Here is a 13,314-nt window from a genome sequence, read left to right on the forward strand (position 1 = left end):
AAAATAAAACAAAAATAGTCAGGTGATGACGGGCACTATAGGGCTGCCATTTGAGCGCAAAGCAGAATAATAAAAAGGCTCCAATCACTGACCCAAGGTAGATGGCTAAACGCTGCTGCTTTCTAAGATGAGTAGAGAAAAGGAAGAGGGCGATCGTAAACCCAATTAACAAAAAATGGTAGGGATTTCCAGCCGTATCTTCATTAAAAGACGGAGCCGAAACGCCAAATCTTCGAGTCGGGACGGTAATTCTAGGATCACTTGGATCAAATCCCAAAAACTTGTGAATAATAGTAATTGCACCATTCACTTTGCCATTAATCAAGCCAATCTGTGTACCAATATGAATTGCCAGGTTTCTGATAACATTTGAAACAAAAGATTGAACGCTATAAACCTCCATTTTGTATTCTCTAGCCATCTCAGGCGGGCCGCCACTAATCGGAGAGCCAAATAACTCGTAGGTTCTAAGATAGTGACCTAAATTGACTGCCAAAACAAGAAGCCCGATCGCTGCCAGCGGTTTCCAGACTTGCCAACGTTTCTCTCGAATACAGAGGTAACTAAACCACAGCATTAATGGAAAAGCAAAGAAATAGGCAGAGGTTTTTGTAAACAAAGCAAGACTCAAACTTGCGGCGATCGCTGCCGTATTTCTAGGTTTGATTCCCTCAGTCGAAGCAACAACAAAATAAGCTAGACAAACAATCCAGAAGCAGACAATATAATCATTTTGAGTGCTAGATCCTTGCAAAATTCCCATTGGAATTGTCAGGGAAAAAACTACTGCAAAAATTTGACCTCGCAGGTCGGCTCCCAGTCTTTGAGCAATTAGTGAAACTCCGATCGCACTGCCCACCATGCTCGCCCATTGCAGCAAATTCATCCAGCGATCGCTCTGACCCAAAATTAGTAGATGAGTAAAGACAAAGCTATTGAATGGGGGGTGATATAGCTGTGGCGTGTAAAAAGTAGGATAGTTTGAAACTGTTTGATTTTGCACCCAATGCGCCGCACGAGCGAGGTGATAAGTCATGGAGTCCCAATTATTTGGAGGGGCGGCGATCGCGGTTACTCCTATTACGATGGCAATTAACGCGACACCACTCAGCAAAAAAAATAGCAGGTTTGATAACTTTGATTTAACCCCTTGTGAGGAGTCAGAAGCTAATCGATCTTTCTGAAATAAGACCTCTTCTTGACGTTTGAAAATTTGAAGATAGAGTAGACCTAAGCCAAAATTTATCAGCGCCCAAAAACCAGTAATCCAGGAAAATTTGATTAAACTAAAAAGACTGAGAAGCTCTGTTGAAAATGCGATCGCCAAGCTCCACGTCATCGCACTATATAAGATAGAAAGTCGCTAATTTGTAATCAGTCTCTGAAAGATTAAGTATAAAAAAATGAAAGCAAGTAGAGGCAATAAAGCAAGCATAATTTTTGATGGAGAGAGTTAGGTTTAGCTAAAAACCGGAGGTAAAAAAGGTGAGGGAATGATCCCTGCAAATAACTCGAAGAGGTCACTAGATTGTCTACGACCCACACTAATATTCCCTGACTTCAAACATATACACCTGCGTTCAAAAAAATCCCGATTTTCTGTAGATAACTCTATTTCGCATACCTTCGACCACCTTCTTTTGCTCACTTAACCTCTAGAGAAACTGTTGAAATCGCTGAATTAATGTCTTTTGGCAGGAGTGAACCGGTCGGATCGCGATCGCTACTCATCGCGAAACAGTCAGCGTAATGGCTGATAACTTGAGCCAGCAACGATTTTCTTGAATTTACACTCCTCAAAGTTTTATAAAAAGCCTTCTAACATTCGTATAAACCCTGAGATTCATCCTGGAGAGAGAGGTAAAGAGCGTATTAGCTAGATGAACCCCTGAAGACAGGAAGACGATGTTAGAACTCATACCCTCTTTACTAGCGGCACAAACTTTTAAACAATCGATCGCCGATGAGGTTCAGGCCGATCAGACAGAAGTTGTCGCAGAGAAAGCAACGATCGCTTCGAGTGCCCCCCAAGGAATAGCGCCTCCTTCTAGCATTGCTCCCCCAGAAACCCTGCCCGTCGCAAGACTATCAACACCCCAACCCATTGCTGCCACCCCGGTTTCACCTAACGTTCCGCTTCGAGAAATTACATTTAGTCGATCTGCTAAACCCGATATTCAAACTACCCCCCAGGCGAACGCTAACCAGCCGATCGTCGAAACTACTACAAAACTTTCTCAGCCTCCCAAACCCATTCCGTCAGTCGTCGTCGAATCAAAACAAGCCGCCGAACCGCAACCGTCACAGCTAGTTCAATCCAATCGTCAATCAACCGGGAATGCGATCGCTAACAGTCCGTCAGTAGAAGTCAAAATAGAAAGTGCAACCCAACTCCTTGAGCAACCATCAAACAATTCATCTGCTGATTTAGCACAACCAACAACACAAGCTGATCAGAAGAATGAACCTCAGCAAGAATCGAAAAATACAACAAGCGAAACAGTCGATCGACCAGAAAACACGCCTTCAGTTGAAGTGCCAACCGCGACAGCACCCGACGTAAAGACACCCACCCGGCTTGATCGTCCAGTTGTTTCTGATCGAGTTCGAGAGCGCCAAAGAGTTTTAGAAAAGCGACTGGCAGAAATTGTGTCCAAATCCCAAAAAGAGGCACAGCTTCGCGAAAGTGTGGTGACCGGAGTTTACGAAGCTGCATCTCAGGGCAACTTTAAGCAAGCCCGCCAGTCTCTAAAAAACGCAAAAATTCCGGCGACGGTGCAGGCAGAAGTCACCAAAACCATTCGTTCTCTAGAAGTCAACAGCCGTAAAGTCGGAGTTGCCCAGGCCACTGAGCCGATTAGAACTGCCCTCAAACAGCGTCAGATGGAGCAACGCCAACAAAAGTTACTGCGATCGATTCCCAGTCTGCCCCCCCTACCGGGTCAAAATGTGGTCGTTAGCAGTTCTCCTGTCTACCCGTCTAGAGCCGTCAATCCGCTGCCCATCCAGAGTTTGACCCAGACGACTTCTGCGAGCAGCGATCCCGATTACAGCGTAACCAGTCCGCCTAACCTACGGGCGTTTAACCGTGATTTGACCCTTCCAGAAACGCTGGGCAAAGAACAGATGCTTTATCCTTTACCCACGCCTGCACCTGTAACCTCCAAATATGGGTGGCGTGTGCATCCGGTGCGGGGCGATCGGCGCTTTCACGCAGGCGTTGATCTCGGTGCCCCTCAAGGAACGCCCGTCCTCGCTACCAAATCTGGGAAGGTCAAGGTTGCAGATAATATGGGTGGCTATGGACTAGCGATCGTGCTCGAACCTGACAAAGGCAAGCAAGACATTCTCTACGCGCACCTTTCGGGGATGTTTGTGCGTCCGGGTGAAGTCGTGAAAGTGGGAACGGTGATCGGACGAGTCGGCAGCACAGGATTGTCAACCGGGCCGCACCTGCACTACGAAACGAGAAAAATGACTGCTTCGGGTTGGGTGACGACTGATCCGGGCCCGCAGTTACAGGTGGCCAAAGTGCAGTTAGAGCAGGCGTTAGCAAGTGCGCGGGCAAACTCAAAGCCGAGAGGATGAGGGACAAAGGAGTCTGGACTTTAGACTTTGAACCCTGGACAGAAGCGGTATTTAAAGTCATCGGGCTTTGCCGCTTTTGTCTTGCTGATTTATCGTGAATTTTAGGAAAGACTTCGTTGCCCATTATTAATCCGAAAACGCTCCCAAAATCCTTCTCGATAGAGGACTTTGAAGCCAAAAAATTGTTAATGATATAGCAATCCCAAATCACTCGTGAAATGCAGCATTGAAAGTTGGAGGATTTATTTGAGCAGAGAGACTTCCTAGATTTCAAGAGACATTCCCCAGTTTCAAAGTCCCCCAGAATGGGGGATTTAGGGGGCGAAGCGGACTGGAACGGAGCGACAAAAATCTGTTCATAACTCATTTAGGATTGCTATAGATACTGTTTTGGTTTGTTAAATTCACAGTTTTTAAGGCATTTTTTGAATGGTCAAAAAGTGATTAGATTTATTCTTCATCGTTCTCATACCTGGTCGCTGAGATTGGCGATCGACTGATTGACCCACTGAGAAAATTGCTCCTTTTGGGCGATCGAAATGTCAACCATTGCTTTTTGGCATACCTCGATCGCGACAGGAGGTAGCGTATTACTCAAGTCTCTGCCTGCATCAGTGAGCCAAATCCGCCAGATGCGGCGATCGTGGGCATCGCGTTCTCGACGAATCAGGTCACGTTCTGCCATGCGATCCAGCACTCCCGTCAACGTACCTCCGACTTGCTGAAGTTTTTCACCGAGGCTAGAAGTGGCTAGTCCGTCTTCTTGCCACAAACAGCACAGCACCACCCAATGAAACGGAGTCAGCCCAAAGCAATCGAGCTTTTCTTGAAAGTGACGCAGCAGCAATTGAGACAGTAGCTTGACCCGATAGCCCAGGTTGTAAGGCGCTAAAATTTCTTGCCAACCCCGACGAGATTGATCCGCAGCGGGGGCGGAACTGAGGTTAGCAATCATACGATCGAGCAAATCAGACAAAACTTCTCGATCAGCGTAATCAATTCCTTGAAGGGCCTGTTCTCTCAACTCGACTCCGATCGGGGGCAAAATATCCTGAAGTTGTTGCCCAGCTTGAGTGAGCCAAATCCGCCAGATGCGGCGATCGTGGGCATCGCGTTCTCGACGAATCAGGTCACGTTCTGCCATGCGATCCAGCACTCCCGTCAACGTACCCCCAACTTGCTGAAGGCGATCGCTGATATGAGAAGTGGCTAATCCGTCTTCTTCCCACAGACAGCACAGCACCACCCAATGAAAGGGCGTTAACCCAAAGTGATCGAGCCGTTCTTGAAACTTGCGCCCTAATAGTTGTGAGAGCAGTTTTATCCGGTACCCGATGCCATGAGGGGCCAAAATACGTTGAGAGTCGCTGCATTGCGGGTTATTTGAAGGGGTCGTGGGCTGCCCAACTTCTGAAGAAACCATAAATTGTTAAATACTTAGTATGCTTAATAATAAATTATTTCATTTAATGCTAATGCATTCTTCTGACAAGTAGATGAGAAGTTTTTAGGAAAGCACAAACTTGGGAGACGTGAGCCAGAAGAGTTGGCAGTTGGCGATCGCCGTTTCAGACAAAGGAACCGTTAGCCCGATCGCGCCTGCCTTTTTTAGGAGAATTTTGCCTCGCGGTTCGCCCCAGATTAACACTTCTGCCCAAGTGCTGAGTGCGGGTTCGTGACCGACTAGAGCCAGCGATTTATCAACATCTTTCCAGCCTTCTAGCCAATCGAGCCAGATTTGAAGGTCGCCCCCCGGAGCCAGATAGACAGCCTCTTCTAACTGTTTCCCCAAGCCTGCATCTTTGAGAATGTCAGCCGTTTGCTTGGCCCGCACGAGGGGGCTGGTCAGGATTAAATCAAAGTGAATGTCAAATTCGTGCAGCCGTTTGGCGACCTGACGAGTTTTCCGTCTTCCTTCGTCGGTGAGGGGCCGTTGGGTGTCGTCTTCATAGTCACCGTGCTGTCCGGCGAGTCCGTGACGAATCAGGTAAAGATTAAAGGTAGACATGGGGAGTGTTGAGTTCAGCAAGTTTAGAGAAGATACTAATCCTCTAAGTTAACGCGACAGACGCAGCAAGGATACTAGACGTTAGACCAAAGATGAAGCGTCTACCCAGTCTAAAGTCTAAAGTCCTGAAACTCAGAACTCGCCCTCAATTTGGCTAGTTGACTCCTTTGGGATAGTTTTGCTCTGGGTTGACCAATCTCAGCAATTTTTGTTTGACTTGAGCATCGTAGACGCTCCACTTCATTTTGGCGTAGTCGCTGTTTTCGGTGAAGCCAGATAAAAAGCCTGTGGGAATCTCAAAGCCGCCCGCCTGCGATCGTCCCCCTCCAAAAAAGCGCCCCTGAGCATCTTGCCCAAAAGCCTCTTTGATAAACTCATCGGGATCGAGAGTAATTTTGTTTGTTCTCAACGATCCGACGACGACCTCCAACTCTTCGTCTTCGTCGTGGACAATTCCATAAACAACTGCGGTATGAACGTTTTCCTCGGTCACCAAAAAGTCAGCAGCCTGGGGAATGGCATCGCGATCGTCATAGCGCAGATAGCCGACTCCCGCAATCGAAAAATTGTTTTGGACAATGCGATTTTTGAGCGATCGCTCGATCACATCCATGACCTGTTTCGATCGAGACGATTGCAGCACCGCATTGAGCAAGTGAGAATCGTAAAATCGACTCAGATAAGCGGCCGCCAAAAAGTCTTCTTCCTGGGCCTGCATCAGACGATTGGTGTCCGATCGCAACCCATGCATTAAAGCCGTCGCACACTTGACATGTTCTGAAATATTGTTGTCTAGCTTGAGCAGACCCGATTGGAGATACTGCGTCAAAATCGTTGCAGTGGCGCGAGTGTGGGGGCGGATATCAACAAACTCTGATTTGATGTCGTCTTGCATACTGTGATGGTCGATGACAACCGTGATGGGCACATGAGCCTGTTGCACCGACGCAAACAACTGAGTCGTGGTTCCCTGATTGTCCAAAAAGACGCAGCCTCTGTAAGCCGAAAGATCTTTACCTTTCATCGATTGGGCTGTCCAGCGCTGAAGCGGCAGACCTGTTAGCTTGACGAGGGCAATATTTTCTTGATGGCTGAGGGTGCCTGCATAGACGATATCGCACTGAATGTCGTACTTTTGAGCAATTAATTTATACGTCCAGGCGGAAGAAAGGGCATCGGGATCGGGAAAATCCTGCATGATGACGATTTGACGATCGCCGCGATGTCGTTCTAGCACCTGCCGAAAGCCTTCAACTTTTTGCTCTTGTTCGGGCGATCGAGCGGCATCGTAGGGAAAGCGTCCCCGTCGCTCACTGTAGCTGTTTCCGTTGGCCACCTTTGCAATCGGCTCGACGGTGGGGTACTCGATCGGAAGACTCGAACCAGGCAAAGAATCTGGCTCCATTGCAATTAATAAGCTGTTGAGTGAGGAACTCGAATCTGATTGCATATCAAGATGGCACAGGGAATAAGACCAGGATGACACCTGGAGGGAGTTGAATCTGCTGATCGAAGGGCAGAAGTTGAGATTTTAGACCTGAGATAACGAGATCTGAAACAGTGACGCGCTCAAGGTCTATTCTGATCTTCGCAAAAAAGTTCAAGAAACGACCAAGACGGTTCAGGTTTACGTCAGATGGCAGACCTGAAAGTTTGTGAATCTCTAGACAAGTAAAAACCCCACACCAGTCAGGTAAGGGGTTAGATCCCAATTACATATTTTCGCCATTCCTGGTTTACGCCGTTCTTAACGTGTTTTGTGACCTCAAAGTAGAGACTGCTGTAGGGTTTGCGCGGAGCGTTGTAGAGGAGCATGTTGGCCTCTTTTGGGGTGCGACTGCCTTTTTTGACGTTGCAGCGAACACAAGCTGTGACAATATTTTCCCAAGAGTCACCGCCGCCTCGCGATCGCGGGATCACATGATCCAACGTCAGATCGTCGCCCGCATAGCCACAGTATTGACAAGAATGGCTATCTCGATGCAGCAGATTCTTGCGGGTCAAAGGAATTTCTTTGTAGGGAACGCGGACGTAATAGCGCAGGCGGATCACCGTCGGGAGGGGAAATCCGGCATAAACATACTTACCGTTATGCTCGACCTGCTCTGCTTTGCCCTTGATCAATAAAACGACCGCTCGTCGCCAACTGGTTATATTAAGCGGTTCGTAGGAGGCATTGAGCACCAGAACCTTGCCCATTGATGGATCACTTAAGACAATGTTTGAAACAATGCTAACACACAAAGCTAGAGGCGGATCTGAAGGGGTACAAGTTTTAGGTCTGACGAGAGAATTAATAGTTAGGCCGTACTTTCGCCAGCATTCTGGAGAACGTACAGAAAGCAATCCTCAGAGTCTCCCCCTGACTGCGTATCGCCTGGGATGGTATGCAGGAGACGAAAGCCCAGCTTTTCAAGGAGACGTATCGATGCAGGGTTGCGCTGAAGAACCTCAGCCCGAAGCTCAGTTAAGCCAAGCGCACTAAAGGCATAGCCCTTGACTAACGTTGCGGCGGAAGTACCGACCCCTTTGCCCCAATGGGCGCGAGCGATCACAAAGCCGAGTTCGCCGATGCCACGCTCCTTGCTAACGATAGCCAGTCCAATTGTGCCGATGCTGTCGATCGAACCCTTCAGCACGATTGCCCAGCGGATGGCGGCTTGCTGCCGGAACCGATCTTGATGACGCTGAAGCCAGGTGGCACCAACTTCTATGGACTCAGGAATGGAATCTCCAGCCAGGTCAGCGGATTCGAGGTCAATGGCACGTTCGTACCAAGAAGGAATGTCGGCTTCAGTGAGTTCGCGAAGAAAAAGCTCCTCACCGGAGAGGACAGGCACAGCATCTGGGAAGTTCATTGTCAGGGAAGCGGAGTGAGTTTTGTGCCGCCTAACAATCCCGTTGCACATCGACCGTTTCGAGTCTTTGCGTTGAGTTCGAGAGGTTACTAGCGGCGGGTGAACGGGGTCGTTAGGCTGAATTTCTGTCAAGAAGTTGCTGCACTGCTTTGACAATCAGTTGGGGTTGGTCTACCCAGACAAAATGGCTGCTTTGAGCCGCAGAGAGCGATGAAACATTGGTAGAAAGCTTCTTCAGGTTGACCTGCATTTGATCTCGTAATCGATCAGCAAAGGGAATCGGAAACGAAAATAGACCTAGCGAAGGTTTGAGAAAGTGTTTGGCTTGAATGCTGACGATGGCCAAGTTTCCTAGATTTTGGGCTTGTTGAAGTTGACGACTGCTCGTATTGAGTGACAGCATTTCTCGACACATTGCCCTCCAGTGATTTGAGCGATAGAACGATCGCAGTACAGGTCTTAAAGTTGCTGTAGAAAAGTTTTCTAAAGTGGGTTTAAGTAGGTAAAAAAGCCCGATCGTTCCACAAATTCGCACAATTCCCAAAAAGGCTCCCAGTTGAGCAAGTCCAAACGAGAGCGTCAGAAAGATTTTGACGAAGTTGAGAAAGAGGGGCATTTTGAGCATTAAGTTTTCGTGGAGTCCATCTGTCAGGACTAAACCCACTACTTTTTGAGGAAATTGATGGGCGTAAAGGCGCATATTATAAGAGCCAAAAGAATCGCCAATCAAAAGATAGGGTGGTTTGATTTGAGCGATCGTCAGCAATCTATCTAACTCTTTAACAATTTGTTGGCTGGTTCGAGGGTTTGGGCTGGGTTGACTCCATCCGTAACCGGGACGATCGTAGATCAAAACCCGTGACAGTTTAGCAAGTTCTTTAATCAAAAAATAACCATCTAATCCACCCAAACTATGGTCTAAAACGATCGTTGGACTGTTGATTGAAGGGCACTCTCCCTGACACCAATAGTGAATTTTTCGTCCGTTTAGCTCAATGAATTCTCCGGGTGGTTTTGTCGTTTTGTCTTCGAGAAATCTGGATAGGGCTTGGTAGGCGATCGCGATCAACAAAAAGATTAACTGCCAGGAAATCTCTGTCATTTTGCTGATCCTCTTTCAGGGATGGCGTGTTTTAGGGTCAGTTGAATGGAGCTTTTTTGCTTTATCGTCTGGCACTTCTGTCCCAAAATGTCCAACTCCAGGGAACTTTAAAGCAAAACCTTGGCTTCCAAGTTCTCCAATTGTCAGGGATTCACAGACTTGAACTGATGATCGCATTTATTTTCTCAGCGATCGGGTGCCTTTACTCAATTTAGCTACATTTCAATTTGGCTGAATTAATTTGAAACTGCACCCCAACAATCTTGTTCTTTCCGGGTAGCTCTTGTGCCCCCAAAATGTAGCCTTCCTGCTTTAACTCTTCAACCGTCCGCCAAAAAATCTGGTTATTTCTAGAAGAATTGCTGCCTAATAAATCTAAGTTCTTGAAAAGATATTGCTTAGAAATAATCACATACTGTCCTTCTTGAGGTGTATCCCATTTCATCCGGCTTGCTAGATAAACCAGCAGCTTTGTTTTGTAATCACTTTTGGCGTTGCTGCCGATTTTTTGAGTGATGTCAATACTGTTTGCGAATAAAACACAGTCTCCTGTGCGGGCTGGGCCATCAAAAAATTCTAAAGAAATCGTATAAACATCTGCCAATTCGTAAGTGTAGTCAGCAGCTTTGCTGAGATCAAAATCACGCGGCACATGATCAATTTCATAATCTTTGATTCTTAAAACACTTTTGATCATCACCTTGGCACCCATGTTTTGATTGCCTTTCTTGAAGGATTGAGCTAACACTAACTCAGTCCGGTGGAGGGCAACCAAATCTCGATTGAGTTGCGATCGCAGCTTTGAAGCAAAACCTCCATCTCTCGTGCGGGTGTAGCCCAAGATCGTCAGCAACTCATTAGATCGAAAGGTAACGATCGGCCCATTTCCCTGCTCGGCGGCCAGCTTGTAAAGATAGAGAACGATCGACACTTGTCGAGGATTTAAAAAAGTCATCAACGCCATAAATAGCCGCTGAATCTTACGATCCTGAATCTTTTCTAGCCCTTTGCCAACGCCCTGATTGGTGCATACATTGAGGTCAAGATTGGCATATTCCGTCTTTAAATCATCCCACTCTTCGGCTGAGAGATTTTCTAACGGCACCCGTCGAATCACCGTCAACTCACTGGAATCGTTGGGATCGGCTTCAACGCGCATTTCGAGATAGTAACCGTCTGCGTCAGAGCGCAAGATCGGCAACTGCATGTCTGGATTTCTAAGGGAGGCGGCAGCCCTGGGCAACACTCGCATGAGTTGTCCGTCTACCGGGAAGGTTGCCTCTAATTTTTTCATCGATCGGCGAAACGTGATGGGTCAGGGGTCACTCGTTGCAAACAGAACGCATGACGCTACATATCCTGCATTACTCGTGGGGATTTGTCCAGCAGTTTACGCTATATCTAGCGGCTCTCTGTTAGAGAAGAAATTATTCACCCTGTATGTGGTGAGTACATTCGATCTCATTCTATAACGCCCGCGTATGATTTTTGCAGCCGATCCTGTAACACGGGCGGAGGATCTCAACCTGTAACGCAGACGGATCTGAAGGGAACGATCCTGTAACGCGGACGGATGATTTGAGCTTGCTTGCAGCGTCAGATTTCTGGAGGGGAAGATCGCTAATCGATTTCTTTGGTCAGGCTTTTGGGCAGAAGTTCTGGAACGCAAGCGTCTGATTATAGCGTGTAACACGGGCGGATTTTTGTTCCCTAACGCTGTAACGCTCGCGTCTGATTTCGTCCCATAACCCCCGCGTCGAGTCAGCCTATAACGCTCGCGTATCTACGATCGTTGCCCCTTGAGGAACCCGGACTTGAGTGTTAATCTCTCATTCACGCCATTGGAGTCTTCGGGGAGTTCTCGAAACTACCGATAGCGTCTCTGACCCGATCACGCTGGTTGATTCAGATTTGACCTACCACTCAAATTTGGATCGGCAAGCAAAAACCTCTTTAGCGTCCCTACCACAGTCTGCCAAAGAGGTCTGAATGCAACCTTGTGATCCCAACGCAAATTGGGAGTCAATTTTTTATGCTCAATCATTGTATCAGGTGTCGTAATTCTGCGCCAGAGTTACGCCTTATTTGTCAACGCTCGATTGAAAAACGTCTCGTCTCAAAGGAGCAAGTCTGATGGTGAGCAGCCTCAGATCGGCTCCTGTGGGCACGATCGACCTCAACCCAATCTTCTTACCCAATCTGGCCGCACCTCATGAACAAGAGTGGTTAGACAGCGGTGTCGATCCCGGAATTATTCGTCTAAACGTCAAAACGCTGCACGATACGGCGATCGACCCGTTTACTCATGAAGTGTCTTACCCGATCGCCGAGCATCTCAACTGGGCTGTGACTCGCTTTGGGCAACAGTCGAGAGCCAACGTTCGGGGCTGGTGGGTGAGCGGGATTGATCCGTTTGCCGAGTGGCAGCGTATGGATTGGGGACGGTTTAAGCCCGATGGGGAAACGCCTGTCTTCGATCGCGCCAAACAAAAGCCAGCTAAATATCTCAGTCCCAGTCTGGGTAAGGGATCGAGTCGATTGGTGCTGTTGGATGTGCCGGGGCATGTTTGGCAGAAGGTTGCCGATCGCTTTGGGAGTGAGGCCAGAGGCGTGAGCAGTAAGGCGGCTTCAGGTTCTTTCTGGGAGTGGGTTTGGAAAAATAATATTCCGATCGTGCTGACGGAGGGCGAAAAGAAGGCGGGCTGTCTGTTGAGTCAGGGGTTTGCGGCGATCGCGCTACCGGGAATTTTTAGTGGCTATCGTCGAGATACGCGGCAGTTGATTGCAGAGTTGGCACACTTTGCCACAGAAGGGCGATCGGTGCATATTTGCTTTGACTATGAGACCAAGCCGAAGACGATTCAAAATATTGTGTTGGCGACGGCTCGATTGGGGCAATTGTTGACGCGATCGGGCTGCGAGGTCAACGTGATTTCGCTCCCTGGCCCGCAAAAGGGTGTAGATGACTTTGTCGTAGCTGCGGGATCGAGTGCGTTTGAGGACGTTTATACCGCCGCCGCGAGTCTGGAAGTTTGGCAGGCTTCTCGGTTGTGGTCGCTGACTTATGCACCGACGATCGTACTGAATCAGCCGTATCTGAGAGATTTGCCTTATCCGACTTCTGGTTTGGTGGGAGTCAAGAGCGCCAAAGGAACGGGTAAAACAACCGCCTTGCAGAAATTGATTAGGGGAGCGATTGCGCAAGGGCGAAAAGTTCTCGTAATCACGCACCGAATTCAGTTAGGAAAAGCCATCTGTCAAGGGTTGGGCATCGACTGGATCGAGGAATTACCAGAGTCGGAAACCCAGGGTCAGTTTGGGTATGGGCTGTGTATTGACTCGCTGCATCCTCATTCAAAAGCGCGGTTTAACCCCGAAGATTGGGAAGGCGCGATCGTCATTCTCGATGAGGTCGAACAGGTACTCTGGCACGCTTTGAATAGTGCAACCTGCTACAAACAGCGCGTCAAAATTTTAGAAACGCTGCAAGAATTGGCTCAAGTGGTTTTCTCGACGGGTGGCTTGCTAATCGCTCAAGATGCAGATCTGTCAGATGTCAGCATTGATTATCTGAGGGGCTTGGCAGACGATGCGATCGCGCCCTGGATTGTGGTCAACCAATGGCAAGCTGAACAAGGTTGGAACGTTTCGCTGTATGACACCAAGAACGCTGCACCCTTAATGACGCGAATGGAAGACGTGATCGAAACGGGTGCTGTATTTGTCTGTTTGGATTCGCAAAAAGTTAAGGGGAAATG

General features: G+C 48.1%; 10 protein-coding genes. 2 read left to right on the top strand and 8 right to left on the bottom strand.

From position 1 onward, the window contains the following. Positions 1 to 1,114: hypothetical protein (locus tag ACKFKF_RS31525; protein ID WP_446871342.1), on the bottom strand; the 1,114-nt coding region annotated here is incomplete at its 3' end. A gap of 791 nt (positions 1,115 to 1,905) precedes the next feature. Here ACKFKF_RS31525 and ACKFKF_RS31530 point away from each other — a divergent pair. Then, a complete protein-coding gene (locus tag ACKFKF_RS31530; protein WP_446871344.1) occupies positions 1,906 to 3,588 on the top strand; it encodes a peptidoglycan DD-metalloendopeptidase family protein in 1,683 nt (560 codons plus the stop codon). 466 nt (positions 3,589 to 4,054) lie between these two features. Here the strand turns inward: ACKFKF_RS31530 and ACKFKF_RS31535 are convergent, their stop codons facing one another. From ACKFKF_RS31535 to ACKFKF_RS31565, 7 genes are all read right to left on the bottom strand, one after another. Then, entirely contained in the window at positions 4,055 to 5,011 is a 957-nt protein-coding gene (locus ACKFKF_RS31535; RefSeq protein WP_446871346.1) for a MarR family winged helix-turn-helix transcriptional regulator, read from the bottom strand. 84 nt (positions 5,012 to 5,095) lie between these two features. Next, entirely contained in the window at positions 5,096 to 5,596 is a 501-nt protein-coding gene (gene sixA, locus ACKFKF_RS31540) for a phosphohistidine phosphatase SixA (RefSeq protein WP_446861722.1), read from the bottom strand. 154 nt (positions 5,597 to 5,750) lie between these two features. After that, complete coding sequence (locus ACKFKF_RS31545) at positions 5,751 to 7,046, bottom strand: DHH family phosphoesterase (protein WP_446861721.1); 1,296 nt, start codon at positions 7,044 to 7,046, stop codon at positions 5,751 to 5,753. A 251-nt stretch (positions 7,047 to 7,297) separates the two neighbouring features. Then, positions 7,298 to 7,795, bottom strand: coding sequence for an HNH endonuclease (locus tag ACKFKF_RS31550; protein ID WP_446861720.1), 498 nt, complete (start codon positions 7,793 to 7,795; stop codon positions 7,298 to 7,300). A 101-nt stretch (positions 7,796 to 7,896) separates the two neighbouring features. Then, positions 7,897 to 8,454 carry a GNAT family N-acetyltransferase gene (locus tag ACKFKF_RS31555; protein WP_446871348.1) on the bottom strand — a complete coding sequence of 186 codons (558 nt, stop codon included), beginning with the start codon at positions 8,452 to 8,454 and terminating at the stop codon, positions 7,897 to 7,899. A gap of 112 nt (positions 8,455 to 8,566) precedes the next feature. Beyond that, positions 8,567 to 9,556, bottom strand: coding sequence for an alpha/beta fold hydrolase (locus tag ACKFKF_RS31560; protein ID WP_446871350.1), 990 nt, complete (start codon positions 9,554 to 9,556; stop codon positions 8,567 to 8,569). 211 nt (positions 9,557 to 9,767) lie between these two features. Continuing rightward, positions 9,768 to 10,850: a hypothetical protein gene (locus ACKFKF_RS31565; protein ID WP_446861718.1), complete on the bottom strand. Its 1,083-nt coding sequence runs from the start codon at positions 10,848 to 10,850 to the stop codon at positions 9,768 to 9,770. Between the two features lie 839 nt (positions 10,851 to 11,689). On the opposite strand from ACKFKF_RS31565, the gene ACKFKF_RS31570 reads away from it, so the two are divergent. Continuing rightward, positions 11,690 to 13,314: DUF3854 domain-containing protein (locus tag ACKFKF_RS31570; protein ID WP_446871352.1), on the top strand; the 1,625-nt coding region annotated here is incomplete at its 3' end.

Source organism: Phormidesmis sp. 146-12 (genome assembly GCF_052939495.1).

Coding starts and splice junctions, on each gene's coding strand:
- ACKFKF_RS31530 (WP_446871344.1), top strand. CDS start 1,906: ATGTTAGAACTCATACCCTCTTTACTAGCGGCACAAACTTTTAAACAA.
- ACKFKF_RS31535 (WP_446871346.1), bottom strand. CDS start 5,011: ATGGTTTCTTCAGAAGTTGGGCAGCCCACGACCCCTTCAAATAACCCG.
- sixA (WP_446861722.1), bottom strand. CDS start 5,596: ATGTCTACCTTTAATCTTTACCTGATTCGTCACGGACTCGCCGGACAG.
- ACKFKF_RS31545 (WP_446861721.1), bottom strand. CDS start 7,046: ATGCAATCAGATTCGAGTTCCTCACTCAACAGCTTATTAATTGCAATG.
- ACKFKF_RS31550 (WP_446861720.1), bottom strand. CDS start 7,795: ATGGGCAAGGTTCTGGTGCTCAATGCCTCCTACGAACCGCTTAATATA.
- ACKFKF_RS31555 (WP_446871348.1), bottom strand. CDS start 8,454: ATGAACTTCCCAGATGCTGTGCCTGTCCTCTCCGGTGAGGAGCTTTTT.
- ACKFKF_RS31560 (WP_446871350.1), bottom strand. CDS start 9,556: ATGACAGAGATTTCCTGGCAGTTAATCTTTTTGTTGATCGCGATCGCC.
- ACKFKF_RS31565 (WP_446861718.1), bottom strand. CDS start 10,850: ATGAAAAAATTAGAGGCAACCTTCCCGGTAGACGGACAACTCATGCGA.